The 20,105-nt window shown below is 50.9% G+C and carries 18 protein-coding genes and 2 pseudogenes; 15 read left to right on the top strand and 5 right to left on the bottom strand.

From position 1 onward, the window contains the following. Both BM114_RS13020 and BM114_RS13025 read right to left on the bottom strand, forming a co-directional pair. Window positions 1-864: pseudogene (locus BM114_RS13020) on the bottom strand (hypothetical protein); the annotation flags it as partial. Window positions 865-920: 56 nt separating this feature from the next. Next, window positions 921-1,160 (bottom strand): hypothetical protein, encoded by a 240-nt coding sequence (locus BM114_RS13025; protein WP_255406527.1) that lies wholly within the window; start codon window positions 1,158-1,160, stop codon window positions 921-923. 499 nt (window positions 1,161-1,659) lie between these two features. Between BM114_RS13025 and BM114_RS13030 the strand changes: the two genes are divergently transcribed. Next, window positions 1,660-2,775 carry a Fic family protein gene (locus BM114_RS13030; RefSeq protein WP_092114088.1) on the top strand — a complete coding sequence of 372 codons (1,116 nt, stop codon included), beginning with the start codon at window positions 1,660-1,662 and terminating at the stop codon, window positions 2,773-2,775. A 45-nt stretch (window positions 2,776-2,820) separates the two neighbouring features. Continuing rightward, window positions 2,821-5,688: a hybrid sensor histidine kinase/response regulator transcription factor gene (locus BM114_RS13035; RefSeq protein WP_092114090.1), complete on the top strand. Its 2,868-nt coding sequence runs from the start codon at window positions 2,821-2,823 to the stop codon at window positions 5,686-5,688. A gap of 3 nt (window positions 5,689-5,691) precedes the next feature. Here BM114_RS13035 and mobC read toward each other — a convergent pair whose 3' ends face one another. The 3 genes from mobC to BM114_RS13050 all read right to left on the bottom strand — a co-directional run bounded on the left by mobC (window position 5,692) and on the right by BM114_RS13050 (window position 9,452). Beyond that, window positions 5,692-7,695 (bottom strand): conjugal transfer protein MobC, encoded by a 2,004-nt coding sequence (gene mobC, locus BM114_RS13040; RefSeq protein ID WP_092114092.1) that lies wholly within the window; start codon window positions 7,693-7,695, stop codon window positions 5,692-5,694. A gap of 66 nt (window positions 7,696-7,761) precedes the next feature. Continuing rightward, entirely contained in the window at window positions 7,762-9,042 is a 1,281-nt protein-coding gene (gene mobB, locus BM114_RS13045; protein ID WP_092113171.1) for a conjugal transfer protein MobB, read from the bottom strand. Continuing rightward, entirely contained in the window at window positions 9,039-9,452 is a 414-nt protein-coding gene (locus tag BM114_RS13050; protein ID WP_092113215.1) for a plasmid mobilization protein, read from the bottom strand. Before BM114_RS13050 ends, mobB begins: the two co-directional genes overlap by 4 nt. 566 nt (window positions 9,453-10,018) lie before the next feature. On the opposite strand from BM114_RS13050, the gene BM114_RS13055 reads away from it, so the two are divergent. From BM114_RS13055 to BM114_RS14680, 13 genes and pseudogenes are all read left to right on the top strand, one after another. Further along, entirely contained in the window at window positions 10,019-10,804 is a 786-nt protein-coding gene (locus BM114_RS13055; protein WP_092113175.1) for a ParA family protein, read from the top strand. Between the two features lie 3 nt (window positions 10,805-10,807). Beyond that, on the top strand, window positions 10,808-11,335 hold the full coding sequence (locus BM114_RS13060; RefSeq protein WP_092113178.1) for a DUF3408 domain-containing protein: 528 nt from the start codon (window positions 10,808-10,810) through the stop codon (window positions 11,333-11,335). A 208-nt stretch (window positions 11,336-11,543) separates the two neighbouring features. Continuing rightward, entirely contained in the window at window positions 11,544-11,777 is a 234-nt protein-coding gene (locus BM114_RS14755) for a DUF3408 domain-containing protein (protein ID WP_092113183.1), read from the top strand. Window positions 11,778-11,780: 3 nt separating this feature from the next. Beyond that, complete coding sequence (locus BM114_RS13070) at window positions 11,781-12,545, top strand: hypothetical protein (protein ID WP_092113186.1); 765 nt, start codon at window positions 11,781-11,783, stop codon at window positions 12,543-12,545. 152 nt (window positions 12,546-12,697) lie between these two features. Next, the gene (locus BM114_RS13075) at window positions 12,698-13,000 is read left to right on the top strand and encodes a DUF4134 domain-containing protein (protein WP_025069449.1); all 303 of its coding nucleotides are present in this window, start codon (window positions 12,698-12,700) and stop codon (window positions 12,998-13,000) included. Between the two features lie 2 nt (window positions 13,001-13,002). Further along, window positions 13,003-13,338: a DUF4133 domain-containing protein gene (locus BM114_RS13080; protein WP_092113189.1), complete on the top strand. Its 336-nt coding sequence runs from the start codon at window positions 13,003-13,005 to the stop codon at window positions 13,336-13,338. Continuing rightward, complete coding sequence (locus tag BM114_RS13085) at window positions 13,335-15,848, top strand: TraG family conjugative transposon ATPase (protein WP_092113191.1); 2,514 nt, start codon at window positions 13,335-13,337, stop codon at window positions 15,846-15,848. The genes BM114_RS13080 and BM114_RS13085 overlap by 4 nt, the downstream gene beginning before the upstream one ends. A gap of 135 nt (window positions 15,849-15,983) precedes the next feature. Continuing rightward, a complete protein-coding gene (locus BM114_RS13090; RefSeq protein WP_092113194.1) occupies window positions 15,984-16,616 on the top strand; it encodes a DUF4141 domain-containing protein in 633 nt (210 codons plus the stop codon). Window positions 16,617-16,663: 47 nt separating this feature from the next. Beyond that, entirely contained in the window at window positions 16,664-17,701 is a 1,038-nt protein-coding gene (gene traJ, locus BM114_RS13095) for a conjugative transposon protein TraJ (RefSeq protein WP_092113196.1), read from the top strand. A gap of 23 nt (window positions 17,702-17,724) precedes the next feature. Next, the gene (traK, locus tag BM114_RS13100; protein WP_092113198.1) at window positions 17,725-18,348 is read left to right on the top strand and encodes a conjugative transposon protein TraK; all 624 of its coding nucleotides are present in this window, start codon (window positions 17,725-17,727) and stop codon (window positions 18,346-18,348) included. Between the two features lie 4 nt (window positions 18,349-18,352). Continuing rightward, window positions 18,353-18,676 carry a hypothetical protein gene (locus BM114_RS13105; protein ID WP_092113200.1) on the top strand — a complete coding sequence of 108 codons (324 nt, stop codon included), beginning with the start codon at window positions 18,353-18,355 and terminating at the stop codon, window positions 18,674-18,676. Beyond that, on the top strand, window positions 18,649-19,911 hold the full coding sequence (gene traM, locus BM114_RS13110) for a conjugative transposon protein TraM (RefSeq protein WP_092113202.1): 1,263 nt from the start codon (window positions 18,649-18,651) through the stop codon (window positions 19,909-19,911). Before BM114_RS13105 ends, traM begins: the two co-directional genes overlap by 28 nt. 48 nt (window positions 19,912-19,959) lie before the next feature. Continuing rightward, a pseudogene (locus BM114_RS14680) lies at window positions 19,960-20,105 on the top strand (conjugative transposon protein TraN); the annotation flags it as partial.

Below are 20,105 nucleotides of genomic sequence, written 5' to 3' on the forward strand. Positions count from 1 at the left end.
ATAGTAGGCACGCTGCACACGGGCACGGCTCGGCACGAAGTTGTAGCGCACGGTGGCGAGGGCGAAGACGAGGTTCTTCGGGGCGATGTCCTTGCGGTTCAGCAACCAGTCCATCTCGCCTTTCAGTCCGATGGTGAAGCGGCGGCTCACGTCGGCCTCGATGTGGAGCGAGGCAGGGATGTAGAAGGTGTTGAACTTCTCGTGTCGGTTCTTCGTCTGCACATTGCCCGTGATGGTGATGGCATCGTCGTTGCTGATGCTCGCCCCGTCGGTGAGCGGTGTGGTCTGCCCGTCCTGCGTCTTGGTGTTGCTGAAATACATGCCGTACTCGTTGCCACGTCCGATGGTGTAGCCCACGCCTGTGCCGGCCCAGATGTTGAGCCATTGCGCCCGGCGGCGCGGCCAGAACTCCATAAGGTTGAAGCCTACGCCGAGCTTGGCATTGTGGAAGTTCATCAGGTAGTTGCCGTAGGCCTTCACGGGCATCGTCTTGGTGTCGAGTGTGGAGAAACGCTGCTCACGGCGGTAGCGCGACCAGAGGTATTCTGCTCCCACACGCACCCACGGTCGGATGGTGAAGTCCACGCCTCCGCCCACGGCAGGCGATTGTTTGTAACTGCGCTTGGCATCGAGGTTCTGATACCATACGTCGGTAGCCCACAACAGTCCGCCTTGAGCGTAAATGCTCCAAGTGCGAGTGCGTAGTTCGCTGTTGTGGTCTCGTGGCGGCTGCGTACTGCCCTCGTCAAAGGTCTGCGCCTGTGCGCCGACGGCGACGAAAGCGGTGAGCAGTGCCGTAAGACCCACCCTTGCCCATCGGCCGCTGAGCGGCGGAATGAGCGGTTTTGTTCGTTTGCTGTTCATACTTAATTAGAATTAAAAGGGTTTATATATATGTCTGTTCTACATACCTTATATTATTATAGGCATACGGTGAAGAGGCTCACGATGCGCTTCCAGAGGGTGCGGCAGGGACGGTCGTTCGGCTCTTCGGTTTTGGCTTCCGATGGCTCCCTGCCTTTCGGGTCAGGCGGCGGATTCTCGGGATGAGGATTGCCATCAGGAGAAACACCACGACGGTCGAGCTCGATATCTATCATTTCACGGATAGTGCCGCGTATGTCGTCGAGGAACCGGATATGGTCTTCCGAGAACTTCATATAACGTTCTTGCCGTTTGGTACGTTTATCACTTTTCTGCCGCATATCTTTTTTGTTTTTAATTATACTCTAAAGATTCTCGAAGCGAGTGCAAAGGGACACCTGTTTCCCGATTTGCAGAGTGTCGCTGATTCTTGTTGCAAAGTTACGGGCACGTGGCACGAAAGGGCTTATCATTATCGGTCAAAAACCTATCAATATCGTGCAATCTTCATTTCGTCGACTTATCATTATCGTGCATAGGATGCTTATAAAGCATTGTATAGCAGTATTTTAGCAGTGATATTTTTGCCATTTTTAACAGATAGCGTTTTTCGAGGCTTGCTATGCTTTTTATTGCTATATTTCATCGGATTTTGTCCCCATATAACGAGTAATTTGCAAATGTGCAGGCTTGCATACTTACCACCTTTGATAGTAGTTCAAGTAAAAAAGGTGGTTGTTTTCTTGGTTTGTTTCAAAAGATTTTTTAACTTTGTGTCGTCAAATACTCATTTGAATGAAACAGATACAGGAACTCTATCAGAAATGGCTATCACTGCAGCCCCTCTCGCCGGAAGATGAGCGGCGGCTTCGACGAAAGTTCATGCTCGACTTCAACTTCAACAGCAACCACATCGAGGGGAACACGCTTACCTACGGACAGACGGAAGTGCTGCTACTGCTCGGCGAGGTGGTCGGCTCGGCCAAGATGAAGGACTTGGAAGAGATGAAGGCGCACAACGTATGCCTGAAGATGATGGAAACAGAGGCGTTGAGCGACCATCCCTTGACGGAGAACTTCATACGGAACATGCAACACACGATGCTGCGTGAGGATTATGAAGTGCTCAGACAGTTGCCCGGTGGCGTGCAGACCAGTTATGTGGTACACGCGGGCTGCTACAAGACACGCCCGAACTCCGTTATCACTCCCACGGGAGAACGTTTCGACTACGCCTCTCCTGAAGAAACGCCGGCTTTCATGCACGACCTTGTGGACTGGTACAACCGTGTGGCGGGCACCGATGAATATACCCCCATCGAGCTCGCCTCGCTGTTTCATTACAGATACATCCGCATACACCCTTTTGAAGACGGCAACGGACGCATAGCCCGCTTGTTAGTGAACTTCATCCTGCTGCGCAAGCGGTATCCTATGATCGTCGTCCGCAGCAGCGACAAGCATACCTATCTCAATGCGCTCAGCGCAGCCGATGCGCAGGTAGGGACTTTCCCTTCGGACGGTGCGAACGCCACGCTGGAACAGATAAAGCCTTTTACGGCCTATATGGAAAAGCAGCTTTCCGGCGAACTGATGCAGAACATAGCCTTCGTGGAGGGCAGTGCGGAGCGTATATGGTGGTACAACGGCGGACTCATCTCATTCCGAAGCCCCCGTACCCCGCGCTTGCTGCATATACTTGCCGACAATCCCAGAGTCACCAATGCGGAGTTGTCCTCGCTGTTGGGCATCAACACCTCGGCCGTGCAGAAGCAACTGACGACACTCTCGGAGAAGGGATATATCGTGAAAGACAGTAACCCTAAGCGATGGCGTGTCATCGCATTGCCGACCACCTCGAAAGGAGGTGCTATCAATGAAAGTGGTCAAACCGATACAGAAGAAAAATAAAATATGAGCACCCCTAAATCATCGTATATATACAGAACTATAAACATGGCCAAGCACCCCCTTTATAACCTCACGACGAGCCGTTTAACATCTACGATGGATAAACGTAAGCTATTAATTTTAAAAGTATTAGTAGCTTTTGTCTCAATTTCTTTCCTGCTCGTTTCATGTGGGAGGAAACCTACTGCTTTTACCCCCGACGAACGCAAGGCGGCTGACAGTATCGTGCGTGCAGTGCGTACGCCCGACTCGCTCGCCCTGCTGCAAAAGCGGCTGGAAAGTGAGGGCAATAGGCTGGGCAGCGTCGTGGCCTTGAGGGAATGGGGCAAGGCCCTGCGCAACGAAAGCCGTTTTGAGGAAGCCCTGCGCACCCACAGCGAAGGGCTGAGACAAGCGGAGAGCATAGGCGACACGCTGGAATGGGTGCAGGCGTTGAACAACATCGGTACCGACTATCGGCGCATGGGTGTGCTCGACGTGGCACAGGAGTACCATTACCGCGCATGGACACTGAGCGAAGAATGTGCCGACACATCCTTCACGGCGAAGAAGAACCGCGTAGTGTCGCTCAACGGATTGGGCAATATATATATGACATTGGGCAATTACGAACGGGCCGACAGCACCCTGCGCATGGCTCTGAAAGGCGAACAGGAACTGAACAGCGCACTGGGACAGGCCATCAACTATGCCAACCTCGGCTCCATCTTCGAGCACCGGGGACAGACGGACTCGGCTTGGGTATATTACCGCAAGTCGATGGCACTGAACACGGAAGCGGGCAGTGACCTCGGCATATCGCTCTGCCATACCTATTTCGGCTCGCTCTACGAGAAAGCGGGACAATACGAGAGGGCGAGAGGGGAATATGAGACTGCCTATCGGTTGATGCAAGCCTCGAAGGATGAATGGCATGCGTTGAACTCACTCATCGCCCTCGCGGGCATCTACCATGCCACGGGTAATGGCACCAAGGAGTTGGAGCACCTTGACAAAGCAAAGCAGGTGGCAGAAGCCATCAAGTCGCCGGAACACTTGGCAGAAATCCATACCTTATATTATCAGCACTACAAGGAGACCGGTGATTGCCGCTCGGCACTGATGTCCTACGAAAAGGCTATGGCGATGCAGGACAGCGTGCTGGACATGGAGAAGGTGAACCGCATACAGAACACGAGCCTGAACATAGAGCGCAACAGACAGACAAGACAGATGAACGATGCACAGTTGCGACTGGAGCGTGAGCGCACGATGCGGTATGTCGGTTTCATCGTATTGGGTGTGGTATTGCTGGCACTGGGTGGCCTGCTCGCCGCAGTTCTTTACACGAACCGATTGCGCCGTCGCAATCATCTGATCCTAAAAAAGATGTCGGCGATGCGGGAAAACTTCTTCACCAACATTACGCATGAGTTCCGCACACCGCTCACCGTGATACTCGGACTGAGCCACGACCTGCAGAATCCGGAAGTGACGGATGTCGGCGACAAGGCGCAGACCATCGAGCGGCAGGGCAAGGGACTGCTCACGCTCATCAACCAACTGCTTGACATCTCGAAAATCAAATCGTCGGTGGGCAATGCGGACTGGCGCAATGGCAATATCACCGCCTACTTCACGATGATTGTTGAAAGTTGGCGCGACTATACCCGCAGCCGAAACATCGACCTGCAGTTCTTTGCCAAGGACACGGTGGAGATGGACTTTGTTCCGGATTATGTAAACAAGGTGATCAACAATCTGCTTTCCAACGCCTTCAAGTTCACGCCCGAATACGGCAGGGTGAGCCTCTCCTTGCAACGCGAGAAGGATTGGTTGCTCATCGACGTGGAGGACACGGGCAAGGGGATGGACAAGAAGACAATGGTCCATGTGTTCGAGGCGTTCTATCAGGCAGAGAACGATGTCCCAAACATCGGTACGGGTGTGGGGTTGGCACTCGTGAAGCAAATCATGGATGCCGTTAAAGGCAAGATTACGGTGGAAAGCACCTTGGGCAAGGGGACGACGTTCCATATCAGTGTGCCCATACAGCATACCGCCAAGCGGAAGATGGAAGGCGGCAATCTTGGCATCACTCCGCTGCTCCCCAAGGAAGAACCTGTACTTGCCGACAGCGAGGGCGGCGACGAGCAATGCCGTCTGCTCGTGATAGAGGACAACAGCGACATTGCGGCCTATATCGGCTCGCAGTTCGCTGACCGCTATGCCGTTTCCTATGCCGAGAATGGCAAGGTGGGACTGGAAAAGGCGCAGGAACTGGTGCCCGACCTCATCATCACCGACCTGATGATGCCCGGCATGGATGGGCTGGAGGTTTGCCGACAGGTACGTTCCAACGAAATCATCAACCATATCCCCATCATTGTCGTCACGGCGAAGATTACGGAGGAAGAGCGCATCAAGGGTATAGCAGCCGGAGCCGACGCCTATCTCTCCAAGCCGTTCAACGCTGACGAACTGCGCACAAGGGTGGAAAAACTCTTGGAGGGCAGACGGCTCTTGTGCGAGAAATACGCACAGGTGGCAATGGACAGCAAGAGGGATGACGGAGACGATGATGCACCGCTCAATCATGCAGACCTGCGCTTTCTCTCGAAGGTATCAGACACCATCCATACGTTACTTGGGCGCAACAAGGGAGTCGATGTATCCATCATCGCCTCGAACGCATGTATGAGCAACAGCCAATTCTATCGCAAATTGGTGGCTCTCACGGGATATACCCCGTCGGCTTACATACAGCGTATCAAGATACAGAAGGCGAAGAACCTGCTTGATGGCAATCCACAGATGAGTTTCAACGAAGTGGCTGACCGGTGCGGTTTTGACGCCTATCCTAATTTTGTGCGTGCGTTCAAGAACGTATGTGGCGTTACCCCCACGGAGTACAGGAGAAAGGAAAATCAGTAGGAACTATTCTTTGACGAGATGCGCCAATGCAGGATCAGCCTTGATGCGCTCGACCTCTGCATTCACAAGCGACAATATATCCTTTTTCACCTTGCGATAATTGGCTTCGATAGTCTCTTCAAGATTATCGGAGTCATTTTCGTTTGTGAAATTGGCTATCACGGGAATGGGCTGGTATGCTTTCATTTCTGCCGACACCTTGGCACTATCCACAACAATCTCTGCGTGAAAAATCTTTTGGTCGATGCGTTCATCAAAGTTATCGGATACCGCACCCACAAACATACCCTGTGTAAGGTTACTGATTTTCGATGCAGGGATAAGGCTGTCCATCTGCGTAGAAATAGAGGTTGATTTATCGTTACGATTGATAGTCATAGACTGTCGCTGCTGAAGCACCTTGCCGAATCTTTCGGAAAGTGTCTTGGCAGTTTCCCCAACTACTTGCCCGGAGAACACATTACCCACCGTGTTCTGAATTACCTTACTCTCCTTGTCCCCATAGTCACGAGTAAGCTGTGAGAAGTCTTGAAAACCTAAACATACCGCCACCTTGTTACTTCGTGCAGTAGCAATGAGATTATCCAAACCACGAAAGTAGATTGTCGGCAGCTCGTCGATTATCACAGACGATTTGAGCTGCTTCTTCTTATTGATGAGCTTCACGATACGGCTATTATACAGACCAAGTGCTGCCGAATAGATGTTCTGACGGTCGGGATTATTGCCCACTACTAGAACTTTCGGCTCATTGGGATTGTTGATGTCGAGCGAGAAATCATCGCCCGTCATTACCCAATAGAGAGCAGGGCTTATCATACGTGATAGCGGTATCTTGGCACTGGCTATCTGTCCCTGCAACTGGTCCTGTGCACCACCCTCCCACGCATCCATGAAGGGCGAAAGGTAGTTGGCAAGTTCATCGTATGAAGTGAGTATTGGAAATATCTGTGCGTAGGGACGATTAAGGAACTCAATGGCGTGAGGGAAGGTACAATACTTTCCGTTCTCATAGATTTTTAGAAACCATATAATGGCTGCCAATAGGATAATCGGAGACTCCACGAAGAAATCTCCCTGTTTCTGTATCCAAGAACGGTTGAGGTTGAGCATAATCGTGTAGGCACTCTCGTAGGCATCTGATATGTCCGTCATAAAGGCGGGATTGATGGGATTGCAGCGATGCGACCTGCGTGGGTCGTCAAAGTTAATTACATAGAACTGCGGTTTTACCTTGTAGGCATCCAAGTGATGAAGCAGGTGATTGTAGGCAATCTCAGAAAGGTCGGGGAACTTATAGTCGTAGATATACATGGCAAAGCCTTTCTCAATCTGCTGCTTGATATAGTTGTTCACAATGGCATAGGACTTACCCGAACCTGGTGTGCCGAGCACCATTGAGGCACGGAATGGATTGACTACATTGATCCAGCCCTTGTTCCACTTCTTTTTGTAGTAGAAGCGTGTGGGTAGATTGACGGAATACTCGTTCTGCATCAGCCTTGTTTCCTGCATAAAACTCTCATTCTCCGTATTGAAAACATCGTCCATCAGGTTGTTTTTGAGCAGACGGCTCATCCATACACCGCCCATCAGCAGGCAGATATAGCCCACGGATAGTGTGAAGATATAGAGCGTAGCTGCACCAATCTTACCAATGGGCAACGCCAGCAGCCACCAGTTGAGAAAGAAAAAGACAAAGCCGGAGAAAAGCACCGTCCAAATCTTTGGCCACGTGATTTTCTCTTCCTTCACTCCTTTTGTCCCAAGGCAGGACAAGGCAAGAAACACCACACAAAAGAGTTTTGTCCAAAGTATGGATGAGAACAAGCCCGTGGTGCGCTGAAAGTTCATGAGTATCTTGTTGATGATACCGAGCGTAAAGTGCCACTCTTGAAAAGCCTCGTAACAGAACCAATAACAGTTAATGAGGAGGAATATCACGGATATTCCCCGCATAAAGTCCATGACTTTACCCAATGCCCTTAAATCATCTTCCTGTGCCATAATGCTATGTTTTTGTAGCCTCCTCCAACCCCTCCGAAGGGAGGGGAGATTGAAATGCTCGTTTATTTAATGTTTTCTTCGTCTAAGTTTTACCTTACTTTGTCTGCGGAGTTTACGCTGCCATGCAGTTTCCTTCCAATCATCGTTGCCCATCGTTCCGAATGACTCGCCCACCATATCCTCTATAAGTTCATCGACAAGGTTGTCTCCTTCTTCCGTCTCTGATTGCGAGGGTTGAATGGTCGGCGATTGTTCCAAACGGGCAGACGAACTGCCATACAGCGTTTCATCCAAGAATGGGTTATGCGTTGGATTGGAGAAATAGGCGTTGAATACATTGGCGGCATATCCCTTGCCCAATCGGGAGCCATTGAGCGCAATGCCTCCTTCGTCGTCAATAAAGGTAATGCCATAGATGCGTCCGCTTTCGTTTTTTCGGATAACCACACGCATGCCCTGTTCCTCCAATCTTTTTCGGAGTTTTTCTTCTGTATCGGGAGCAGTACGCATAACTTCCAACACCTTCCTTCTAACGGCTGGAATCAATGGCTTGATGACTTGCTTCGATTTCTGCATCCTGTTCTGTACGGCAGTATAGCCCACACCACGACCGATGTCCGAGGCATGGATAGGTGTGCTTATTTTGTTGCCTTTGTCATCGGTTGGGACATAGACAAGCCCGTCGTATTTCCTTCCCCGAAACTCCGTTTTTACTTCTTCTACAGCAACACTGTATGTGGAGAGGATGGCGTTCAGCTCACCCAAGGAACAGAAGCGATAATGCTTCAGCACCATACAGAGGATACTTGCCACCTGCTCCTTGATGTTTCCCTTACCCATATCCACCTTGGGCGTTTCTGTTTCCGCCTTCTCACTGACCTTTGAGCTTGGAATGAGGTTGTATTTCCTTTCTAAAGCGTCGGTAATCTGCTTGCTTCTCCGCTTTTCAAACCTGTCATTGATTTTCTTTCCCTTGCTGTTAACCCGAAGCGACACGATGTGTATATGCTCACGGGCGATGTCACTATGCTTGAATACGATGTAAGGCTGTTTGCCATAGCCAAGTGCCTCCATATAATCCTTGGCTATCAGCGTGAGCGTTTCATCGGAGAGCTTCTCGTCCGGATGCGGATTGAGGGAACAGTGGAACACCGTTTTCTTCGTTCGGCATTTCCTCGGTATCAGAGCCTCCATATCGGCAAACACCTCCTCCATCGTATAACGACCCTCCCTGTCCTGATACAACTCAGTGGCAAGAAGAATGCTTGCTTCCCCTTTCTCCACCTTTTTGAAGTTGTAGCCGAGTGCCCCTCCAAGGTTCTCCGTACTTGAAATCTTTGCTATCATCTTTTGCGGTAGTCTATGGTCAGACGGATAGCCTGTTCCTGCAAGGCAATGATTTGAGCAGACAATTTCTCCAATTTTTCAAGAAGAATCTGTGCGGTCTTCACGCTGTGGTAGCTGTTGATGGCCCGCACGGTCTGGTTATAGAGCACGCCAATCTTATGGATTTGTGCCGTCAGTTCGGATAGTTTTCGGTAATATTCCACGGCGGATTTATCCACCGTAATCACCTTGAAATGCTCTCCAAGAATGCGACCACGCACGAAATCCGACTTGGTTTCTGCACCTGAACGCTGAAACAAATCTATCGCCCTTTGCTGGTCTTTCGGGTTGGGCAACCGTACATGCCAGTTGTCCCAACGTGGCTTCTCTGCCGCCTTTCGTTCTGAACTATGTCCCTCTTTCTTATCCATATCCATTTGGTTTCTAATTACGACTTTGGAGGAATTTATCCCCCTTCGGGGCAAGGGTCTTTGTGGTACAAACTGCGGTTTGTGTTACAAAGACACACCTTGCCAATATCAAGAGTTGATACGATTGAAGTATCCACCCTTTTGGGGTGTCTGCTTCGGGATGTTACCTCCATGTTTTATTCTCGTCTGCAAAGTTACGGCGGATTTTCAAATATCTCATTATCAACGATATTCACTCTTTTTCCTTTCATTTCCCTCAATTTCCCTAAGGGTTGGAAATGACTGATTTACTGACTTACTTTGCAACTGATTTAGGTCGCGACTCACTCATTGACCAACTCTGTTACCAACTAACTGAGCTCAGTCGATAAGTTCATTGGCCAAAGACTCGGTCAGTCGTCAAGTCAGTAGATGAGTCGGTCAGTAAGTCGGTTCAGGAGTCAGCCCGTCCATCAGTAAATAAGTCAAGATGGACTCCCTTACTGACTGACTGATTAACTTACTCACTCATCAACTGAGCCAAGAGTAAACCACAAAGCAGATAAAACAAAAAAAAAACAGAAACAATGAAACAACAATCCACAAAACAGCCTGTATTTTTAGGCTTTGCATCTCAAAAAGGCGGTGTGGGCAAAAGCAGCCTTGCCGAAGTCCTCGCCTCCATCCTTTATTACGAAAAGGGAGCCTCTCTCTTGGTCGTGGACTGTGACGGGACACAAGAGTCCTTTTTCAAGCTGCGGCAAAGAGAACGCCGTATGATTGAAAATGACGAGGAACTATCCCGGCAGATGACGCAATTCTTTACCAAATTCGGAAAACAGGCTTATCCGATCATCCGCTCAACACCGAAAGATGCCATAAAGGATGTCAAGGAATACGTCAGTTCACATGACACCGAGATAAGCCTTGCCATCTTCGACTTTCCCGGTCATGCCGGAACCGAAGACCTGCTTCAACTTTCCATAGACATGGATTATATCATCACTCCCATCGAAGCCGATCCCCAATCCCTGGTCTCCAGTTTTGCATACGCCAAGGCTGTCAGGGACTTGGGAATAGGACTAAGCGATGCGCACATTAAGGACCTGCTCTTACTTTGGAATAAGATCAACCGCAGCGCCAGCACCATTGTCATGGACCATTACACGCAGTATGCAAAGGAACAGGAAATCAATCTCTTTGATGCCCATGTGTATCATTCTGTAAGATTTTCAAGAGAGTTGGGGCAAGGTGGCGTTAAGGGGGTGTTCCGAAGTACTTATCTTCCCCCCTCGCTATCCTTGCGGCTTCCAACGGGGATAGACTTGTGGGTGGAGGAAGTGATGGAGAAATGTCATATTATACCTCAATAGCCTATGAGTTCCATCAACGAAGAACGGAAGAAAATCCTGCAACAAAAGCTCAAGGAGATGGGTAATTTTGGGGTGCAGGTACGCAGTCCGGAAGATTCCCCCTTCTATGACCAGCCCACGGACTATGAACGCGAGTTAGAGCGCTTGAAGCCTGATAAGGAGCAAGTGGAGGCAGAACCGTCCGGGAGTTCTGCGCCCGTGTGTGCAGAAGCGGCTGGCACTGCCGGGCTTGCATCGGAAAGGAAGCCTAAAGCCAAGGAATGCAAGGAGGAAAGTATAAGAGCCAAATTGTCTTTTGAGGAATATCGCGAACGCTACCTTAATTGTTCGCAACGCGGCAGCGGAAAATCCGGATTCACCATCAACAGTGATATTCTGCAACTGCTCAGGGATGTTCTCCGTGATGTCCGTTCCAAAACCACCTTGACCTCTTACATAGAAAATATTCTACTTGAGCATTTAAGGGAAAACCAAGCCATGCTCAACAAGGCAGCGGCACAGTATAAACGTAACCAAACACTCAATTTATGACCGATACATTATTATTCGATGCCTTCCTTCTTTTAGGATTGGCGTGGATGCTTATCAGCATTGTCTATTTCTGCGTGCGAATGGACAGGTATTTATCTCCTGTTGAAAGCATGCTGTCAATGACCAAGCAGAGGAACCGGAGGCTGCATACCTCCAATTCCTCAAAGAAGATACCCAAAACAGTTCAAGGCTTGCGGACTGTCCGGATATAGAGAGTTACCGTAACCGCTTTCTCCAGACCTCCCGCTTTACTCAAAGAACGGCTTTTACCATGAACGTGGAAACCTTGCAGTTGCTTCGTAATGTTCTCCATGATTTGAATGAGCGTGTGCCAATGGCTTCCTATATAGAGAATATCTTACGGGAGCATTTACGGGCACATCAGGACCTGCTCAATGATGCCGCCGACAAACAGAGAAGACTGAATACGTTAAAATTGTAAACGATGGAAACGATTCTTATCAACATAATCCTTCTATTGGGCGTGGTGTGGCTGATACTCGGCATTGCATACCTCTGGAAAGTGTTTCAAGACTCTGCAACCCAATCGGGGAAGATTACTCCGGGCCGGAAAGAAAACAGGCAAGGCGAGAGCCCCAAGCCTGCCGTTTCCCAAGAGCAGACAGACAATGCCCGCCATATTTTGGTGGGCAGGAGCAAACCTTTCGTTTCCCCGTCTGTCCCCGAAGTTCCCGCTGTTTCCCCAACTGAAAATCCAGCCGAAAAACCCGGTACTTTTGCAGGGGAAAATCCTCCGGTACCCGAAGAAACAGAAGATGCGGAAGGTACAGCCGAAGAGAACGGGATGCAGATTGACTACACGATGGACGAGCCGGATGAGGACAGCATCGTTCGTGAAGAACTGCAAATTGCGGATGATGCAATGCCGGAGGTCTCACCGTCCGCCATTCTCGCACGGGACTTAGTTCGTGTCAATGGTTGGCACAAGAATGATGATGCGCTTGACGGGGTAAACGAAGCAGAGGTGCGGGACACGCTGCAAAGCATTCGGGGTACACAGCTCATGGACTATATCAAGGAGACAACGCTCAAGCAGGAGAAAGACCATCAGAAACTCCTTGCCGCCATCCGCAAGGCGGAGGAAGCGGAAATGATGAGCGAAGAAACAACCTATCCTGATAATGATACAACACAAGATGGCGATGATGTGTCGGAAGAAGCCGACCGTCCGCTGTCCTATTATCTGTAAAAATGATTTCTTGATTTTCATATTTCGGAGGAATGCAGGGGGTGGCTCAAAAGTAAAACAATCAGCCAATATCTGTCATACGATAAAACCGAGCCACCCCTAACACCTCCACAAGAAGACAATTCGTTTAACAACTTAAAATAAACAGCAAAATGAACAACAAAAAAATCACAATGATGCTGCTCCTGCTGATGGCTACCGCCGTGGGAGCATACGCACAAGGCAACGGCATGGCGGGTATCAACGAAGCCACGAAGATGGTAACCTCGTACTTCGATCCGGGCACGAAACTCATCTATGCCATCGGTGCCGTGGTAGGCTTGATTGGTGGCATAAAAGTGTACAATAAGTTCAGTTCGGGAGACCCCGATACGAGCAAGACCGCCGCCTCTTGGTTCGGTGCGTGTATCTTCCTCATCGTGGCAGCAACCATCCTGCGCTCCTTCTTCCTGTAACAATGGCTGAGTGGGAAATCAACAAGGGTATAGGTCGGACGGTGGAGTTCAAGGGCTTGAAGGCGCAGTATCTCTTCCTCCTTGCGGGAGGCTTGCTTGCCGTCTTCATTCTCGTGGTCGTACTCTACCTCTGCGGAGTCAGCCAGATTGCCTGTCTGGTCATAGGCGTAGTGGGTGCCACCCTCGTGGTGTGGCAAACGTTCGCCATGAACCGAAAGTATGGGCGGTATGGGCTGATGAAGCAGGGGGCGGTGCGTATGCACCCACGCTACCTTGTGAACCGCCGTACCGTCTTTCATCTTATCCGTAACCTTCAACCCCAAAGAAAGAAGAAATGAGAAATGTAAGCAAGATAACGACCTTGGAATCGAAATTCCCGCTGCTCTCCGTCGAGCAGGGGTGCATGGTGAGCAAGGATGCGGACATCACGGTGGCTTTCCGTGTGGAACTGCCCGAACTCTTTACCGTCACCTCCGCAGAATACGAGGCGATGCACTCGGCTTGGCACAAGGCAATCAAAGTGCTGCCTAATTACAGCATCGTCCACAAGCAGGACTGGTTCATCAAGGAGGACTATCGGTGCAGGCTCTCCGACGGTGGGTTGAGTTTCCTTGCCCGTGCATCCGAACGGCACTTCAACGAGCGTCCGTACCTGCATCACAGCGTTTACCTGTTCCTTACCAAGACCAACAGGCAGCGCATGGCGCAGCAGAGCAATTTTTCCTCGCTCTGCCGTGGACACCTGCTGCCCAAGGAAATCACCAACAAGGACGAGGTGATGATGTTCATGGAAGCCGTCGATCAGTTCGAGCGTATCATCAATGACACCGAACAGATAAGGATTACCCGCATGACGGAGGAAGAATTGGTAGGCACAAAGGAAAAAGGCGGTTTGCTGGATAGGTATTTCTCCCTCTCGGAAGAGGGACACGCCTCGCTGGAGGACATCCGTCTGGGTGCTGACCTTGTGCGTGTGGGCGATAATATGCTTTGTCTGCATACGCTCTCTGACACGGACGACCTGCCGACTACGGTCAGTACCGACAGCCGGTATGAACGGCTCTCCACCGATAGGAGCGACTGCCGTCTTTCCTTTGCCGCTCCCGTGGGCTTGATGCTGCCGTGTAACCATATCTACAACCAGTATATCTTCATCGAGGACAGCGACGCCAATCTTGAACGCTTCGAGAAGCAGGCAAGGAACATGCACTCGCTGGCTCGTTATTCCCGTTCCAATCAGATTAACGAGGAGTGGATACAGGAATACCTCAACATCGCCCATTCGCAGGGCTTGACCTCCATCCGTGCCCACTTCAACGTACTGGCATGGAGCAGCGACAAGGAGGAACTGCGTGCTGTCAAGAATGACGTGGGCAGTGCCCTTGCCCTGATGGAGTGCCGACCACGCCACAACACCATTGACGCGGCAACGCTCTATTGGGCGGGTATTCCCGGCAATGCCGCCGATTTTCCCGCGGAGGAAAGTTTCTATACCTTCATCGAGCCGGCTCTCTGCTTCTTTACGGCAGAGACCAACTACAAGGACTCGCTCTCTCCCTTCGGCATCAAGATGGCAGACCGTCTTTCGGGCAAGCCCATCCACTTGGACATCTCCGACCTGCCGATGAAAAAGGGCGTGATTACCAACCGCAACAAGTTCATCTTGGGTCCTTCGGGCAGCGGCAAGAGTTTCTTCACCAACCACATGGTACGCCAGTATTACGAGCAGGGGGCGCACGTCCTCTTGGTCGATACGGGTAACTCATATCAGGGCTTGTGTGAGCTTATTCACCGCAAGACCAAGGGAGAGGACGGGGTATATTTCACCTATACGGATGAACATCCCATTTCATTCAATCCTTTTTATACCGATGATTACGTCTTTGACGTGGAGAAAAGGGAGAGTATCTGTACCTTATTGCTCACGCTCTGGAAGAGTGCCGATGAGCATATCACCAAGACAGAAGCAGGCGAACTTGGTTCTGCCGTCAATACTTATATAGAACTTATCCGGACGGATCATACCATCGTTCCCTGCTTCAACACCTTCTATGAGTATCTGCGGGACGTCTATCGGGAGGATATGCAAAAGCGGGACATCGAGGTAACGCTCTCGGACTTCAACATCAACAACCTCCTGACGACACTGAAGCAATACTATCGTGGCGGTCGCTACGACTTCCTGCTGAACTCGGACAAGAACATTGACCTGCTCAGTAAACGCTTCATCGTCTTTGAGATTGACCAAGTGAAGGACAACAAAGACCTTTTCCCCGTGGTGACGATTATCATCATGGAGGCTTTCTTGGGTAAGATGCGAAGACTCAAAGGTATCAGAAAGATGATACTTATCGAGGAAGCGTGGAAGGCGATTGCCTCGGCAAACATGGCGGACTATATAAAATATTTGTATAAGACCGTCAGAAAGTATTTCGGTGAAGCCATTGTCGTGACGCAGGAGGTGGACGACATCATCCAGTCACCCATCGTCAAGGAGAGCATCATCAACAACAGCGACTGCAAGATACTGCTCGACCAGCGCAAGTATATGACCAAGTTTGACGGCATACAGGCGATGCTCGGCTTATCTGAAAAGGAGAAAAGCCAGATTCTCTCCATCAACCAGAACAACGACCCGAACAGGCTTTACAAAGAGGTATGGATTGGCTTGGGCGGTATGCAGAGTGCCGTCTATGCCACGGAGGTGAGCATGGAGGAATACCTTACCTACACCACGGAGGAAACAGAAAAGGTGGAGGTCATGCAACGTGCGGAACAGCTCGGCGGTGACATCGAGACCGCTATCCGTCAGTTGGCTGCTGAAAAGCGTGCTGCACGAAGTAGATAGATTGCTCTTTGATATAAGACTCCACGGATTATAGTATTAAACACTAACGAGCAAGGGTGTTAAACACTAATGATTGACACTCCTTAATGAGAATTCAAATAAACATATTATTCACATCATAAACAAGAAAGAACAATGAAGACAAAGATTTTAATGCTGATGATTTGTGCCGTTCTCTTTATGAATGGCAAAGCCCACGCACAGTGGACGGTCTATGACCCAGGCAACTTCGCGGGCAACATCGCCAACTCCGTCAAGGAGATTGCCACGGCTGGCAAGACGGTCAAGAACACCCTGGACGGATTCAAGGAGGTGGAGAAGCTCTACAACGACACCAAGAAGTATTACGATGCGCTGAAGAAGGTGAACAATCTCATCGGCGATGCCTACAAGGTTAAGGAGTGCATCCTCATGGTGGGCGACATCTCGGAGATTTACGTTACCTCCTATAAGAAAATGCTCTCGGACAGGAACTTCCGTCCCTCCGAACTCGCTGCGATGGCTTCGGGCTACGCCAAGCTGCTGGAGCAGAGCGGTGAGAGCCTGAAGGAACTCAAGTCCGTTGCCAAGTCGGGTGTCTTTTCCATGAACGACCACGAGCGCATGCAGGCTATCGACCGTATCTACACCACATTGCGCGAATACCGCTCGCTCGTGTCATACTACACACGAAAGAACATCTCCGTGAGCTATGTCCGTGCAAGGGAGAGGAACGACCTCGCCTCCGTCAAGGCACTCTACGGCAATACGGCAAGCAGGTATTGGTAATCCCACAGGCAGGACAACAATAAAACATTTACCAAACAGATTCGCTTATGGATTTTGCCAGTTTACACGAGCTTCTACGCTCGACCTACGACGAGATGATGCCCCTCTGCGCCCAGATGACGGGTATTGCCAAGGGGATAGCGGGCTTGGGCGCACTCTTCTACATCGCCCTTCGGGTGTGGGCTTCCATTGCCCGTGCCGAGGCGATAGACGTGTTTCCGCTGCTCCGTCCCTTTGTGCTGGGCTTCTGCATCATGTTTTTCCCGACCATCGTGCTGGGTACGATGAACGCCGTGCTCTCGCCCGTGGTGCAGGGGACGGAGATGATGGTGCATCAGCAGGAGGGCAACCTTGCGGAGCTTACCGCCAAGAGAGATAAGTTGCAGGAGGAAGCCTACCTCAAGAATCCCGAAACGGCCTATATGGTGTCCAATGAGAAATTCGATGAGAAGATAGAGGAAATGGGCATCATCGGTCCGGAGGATGCCGTGACGATTGCGGGGATGTACGCCGAGCGTGCCGCCTACCAGACCAAGCAATGGGTGATGAAGCTTGTTCACGACCTGATGGAACTGCTGTTCCATGCCTCGGGGCTTGTCATCGACACGCTCCGCACCTTTATCCTTATCGTCCTTTCGATACTCGGTCCGATAGTATTCGGCATTGCCGTGTGGGACGGTCTGTCGGGTTCGCTCACGGCTTGGTTCTCACGCTATATATCGGTCTATCTGTGGCTGCCTGTCAGCAGTATCCTCACGGCACTGCTCACCAAGATACAGGTGCTGATGATGCAGAAGGACATCGAGGCGCTCAGCGACCCGAACTACCTGCCCGATTCGGGGACGTGGTACTACATCGTATTCTTCCTCATCGGCATCGTGGGCTACTTCTGCGTGCCTACCGTGGCAGGCTGGATAATCGAGGCAGGCGGCGGTATCGGCTCCTACGGTCGCAATGTCAATCAGACGGCACAGCGTGGCGCACATGGTGCATACACGGGCGGCAAATATGTGGCAGGTGGCGCAGGTGCAGCCATCGGCAATGTGGGCGGACGTATCAAGGGCAGGCTGTTCAAGGGAAAATAATCACCAATAAAGAAAGGAAAGAAATGGAATTCAAATCACTCACCAATATCGAGACTTCCTTCAGACAGATACGGCTCTACGCCTTTGTCTTCGCCATCGTGTGCGTGGCGGTGAGCGGTTATGCTGTCTATGCCTCGTATGCCTTTGCCAAGGAGCAGCGGGAGAAGATCTATGTGCTTGACCAAGGAAAGTCGCTCATGCTCGCCCTCAGTCAGGACGCAAGCCGTAACCGTCCCGTGGAAGCCCGCGAGCATGTCCGCCGCTTCCACGAGCTGTTCTTCACCATTGCGCCCGACAAGGATGCCATTGAGGGGAATATGCAGCGTGCTTTTCTGCTTTGCGACAAGTCGGCTTTCAACTATTACAAGGACTTGGCGGAGAAAGGCTATTACAACCGCGCCATATCGGGCAATGTAAACCAGCGCATAGAGGTGGACTCCATACACTGCAACTTTAACGCTTACCCTTACGAGGTAACGACCTTTGCCCGGCAGTTCATCGTCAGACAGAGCAACGTCACGGAGCGAAGTCTTGTCACGACCTGCACGCTGCAGAACTCCGTCCGCTCGGACAACAATCCGCAGGGCTTCCTGATGGAGCATTTTCTTGTGCGTGAGAACAGGGATATTCAAACCTATAAACGATAAGGCTATGGCAAGGAAAGGAAACCATCCGCTCGCCCGCCATTATCTGAGGCTTCATCTGTGGCTCCGCCATCGGTGCGAGAAGCTCACGATAAGACAGCGCAAGGAAATCGTCTATGGGCTGAGCATTGTCTATCTTATCTGTTCCCTTTGGATGATAGCACAGTTCTTCCTGCCTCCAGAGGAGGAAAGACTGCCTGTCCCCAAGGGAAAGCTGATGGACAGTCCCATACGGACGGACAGCACTTTGCACGAGCTATACGGCAATTATTACCTACAACATCATCAAAAAAATCGACAACAATGGATAATAAACAGAAAGAACAACTGAAGAAAGGCCTGGTCTTCGGAGGGCTGGGACTGCTGTTCGCCCTCTCGATGTGGTTCATCTTTGCCCCGTCGGGCAAGGACAAGACCGCTGCCGGACAGGGTTTGAACGACAGCATACCGCAGGCGACCACCGAGCAGCTGACGGGCAACAAGCTCAAAGCCTACGAGCTGGGCGACAAGGCGCACGAGCAGCAACAGGCACGCGAGGAGATGGGACGACTGTCCGACTACTTCGCCGAGAATACGGCTCCAACGGAAACGGAACGTGCCGAAGCAGCCGCTTCCACGGCAAAGATTGAAAGCTCGATGCGCCGTTATGAGGAAAACAACCGTCTGCTAAACTCTTTTTACGCCCCCGATCCGTATGAGGAGGAGCGTGAGGCAATGAAACAGGAGATAGACAACCTCAAAAAGGAATTATCCTCCAAGGACAGCAGGGAGGATGATGAGGAGAAACGACAGCTCGCCTTGATGGAAAAGAGCTATCAGATGGCGGCGAAGTATCTGCCAAAGACATCTGCCACTCCACCGTCTTTGGCCAATGCTTTTACGGATGGAAAGGATAATGGAAAACCATCCGATGATGCTATGAAAAATCAGACAGCATCAACCAATACACCCGCAGTGGAAGTGTTGGCGGAGGGCAAACAGGTGGTGTCCTCGCTTAACCAGCCGATGAGCGATGCGGATTTCATTGCGGAATACGGCATGAAAGCACGCAATTTAGGTTTCCATTCGCTCACAGGCACGGCTGCTCCCATGATGCGCAACACGCTCAAAGTGGTGGTGGACAGGACGACCACGCTCAAGGAGGGCGACAATGTGGTGCTCCGTCTGTTGGAGACTGCCAAGGTGCAGGGACTGCGCATTCCACGGCAGAGCCGGCTGATAGCTGTTGCCAAGATTGAGGGCAACCGTATGCACCTGCTCATCAGGAGCATTGAGGTGGGGGGGCATATCATAGCCGTCAAGCTCTCGGCATACGACACGGACGGACAGGAGGGTGTGTATATCCCCGGCTCGGAGGACATCAACGCTCTCAAAGAAGTGGGGGCGAACATCGGAGGCTCGATGGGGACATCTTTCACTTTCGCTTCCTCCGCCAAGGACCAGATTATCTCCGAGGCGGCCCGTGGCGTGATGCAGGGCGCAAGCCAGCTTCTTCAAAAGAAACTGCGCACCGTCAAGGTAACACTCAAAGGGGGCTATCGCCTGTTTTTGGTTCAGACCAAATAAAATAATGGAAAATGAGAAGTAAACAATAACATCAAATCAATAACAGCAATGAAGAAACTTATTTTATCAGTGATGCTACTTGCATCAGCAACGGGGGCAGCCTTTGCTCAAGAGACAGACAGCAATGTAGTGCTCAATCCCAACCGTCCGCTCTCTTCGGGCGAATTCTTTCAAGGTATGAGCCGTGCCATTCC

Origin of the sequence: Prevotella sp. KH2C16, from assembly GCF_900113305.1 — a bacterium.
In the GTDB taxonomy this organism is placed as follows: Bacteria; Bacteroidota; Bacteroidia; order Bacteroidales; family Bacteroidaceae; genus Prevotella.

What these genes read in the sequence shown, in the direction of transcription:
- BM114_RS13025 (WP_255406527.1), bottom strand. Translation starts at nt 1,160, where the DNA reads ATGAAGTTCTCGGAAGACCATATCCGGTTCCTCGACGACATACGCGGC.
- BM114_RS13030 (WP_092114088.1), top strand. Translation starts at nt 1,660, where the DNA reads ATGAAACAGATACAGGAACTCTATCAGAAATGGCTATCACTGCAGCCC.
- BM114_RS13035 (WP_092114090.1), top strand. Translation starts at nt 2,821, where the DNA reads ATGGCCAAGCACCCCCTTTATAACCTCACGACGAGCCGTTTAACATCT.
- mobC (WP_092114092.1), bottom strand. Translation starts at nt 7,695, where the DNA reads ATGGCACAGGAAGATGATTTAAGGGCATTGGGTAAAGTCATGGACTTT.
- mobB (WP_092113171.1), bottom strand. Translation starts at nt 9,042, where the DNA reads ATGATAGCAAAGATTTCAAGTACGGAGAACCTTGGAGGGGCACTCGGC.
- BM114_RS13050 (WP_092113215.1), bottom strand. Translation starts at nt 9,452, where the DNA reads ATGGATAAGAAAGAGGGACATAGTTCAGAACGAAAGGCGGCAGAGAAG.
- BM114_RS13055 (WP_092113175.1), top strand. Translation starts at nt 10,019, where the DNA reads ATGAAACAACAATCCACAAAACAGCCTGTATTTTTAGGCTTTGCATCT.
- BM114_RS13060 (WP_092113178.1), top strand. Translation starts at nt 10,808, where the DNA reads ATGAGTTCCATCAACGAAGAACGGAAGAAAATCCTGCAACAAAAGCTC.
- BM114_RS13070 (WP_092113186.1), top strand. Translation starts at nt 11,781, where the DNA reads ATGGAAACGATTCTTATCAACATAATCCTTCTATTGGGCGTGGTGTGG.
- BM114_RS13075 (WP_025069449.1), top strand. Translation starts at nt 12,698, where the DNA reads ATGAACAACAAAAAAATCACAATGATGCTGCTCCTGCTGATGGCTACC.
- BM114_RS13080 (WP_092113189.1), top strand. Translation starts at nt 13,003, where the DNA reads ATGGCTGAGTGGGAAATCAACAAGGGTATAGGTCGGACGGTGGAGTTC.
- BM114_RS13085 (WP_092113191.1), top strand. Translation starts at nt 13,335, where the DNA reads ATGAGAAATGTAAGCAAGATAACGACCTTGGAATCGAAATTCCCGCTG.
- BM114_RS13090 (WP_092113194.1), top strand. Translation starts at nt 15,984, where the DNA reads ATGAAGACAAAGATTTTAATGCTGATGATTTGTGCCGTTCTCTTTATG.
- traJ (WP_092113196.1), top strand. Translation starts at nt 16,664, where the DNA reads ATGGATTTTGCCAGTTTACACGAGCTTCTACGCTCGACCTACGACGAG.
- traK (WP_092113198.1), top strand. Translation starts at nt 17,725, where the DNA reads ATGGAATTCAAATCACTCACCAATATCGAGACTTCCTTCAGACAGATA.
- BM114_RS13105 (WP_092113200.1), top strand. Translation starts at nt 18,353, where the DNA reads ATGGCAAGGAAAGGAAACCATCCGCTCGCCCGCCATTATCTGAGGCTT.
- traM (WP_092113202.1), top strand. Translation starts at nt 18,649, where the DNA reads ATGGATAATAAACAGAAAGAACAACTGAAGAAAGGCCTGGTCTTCGGA.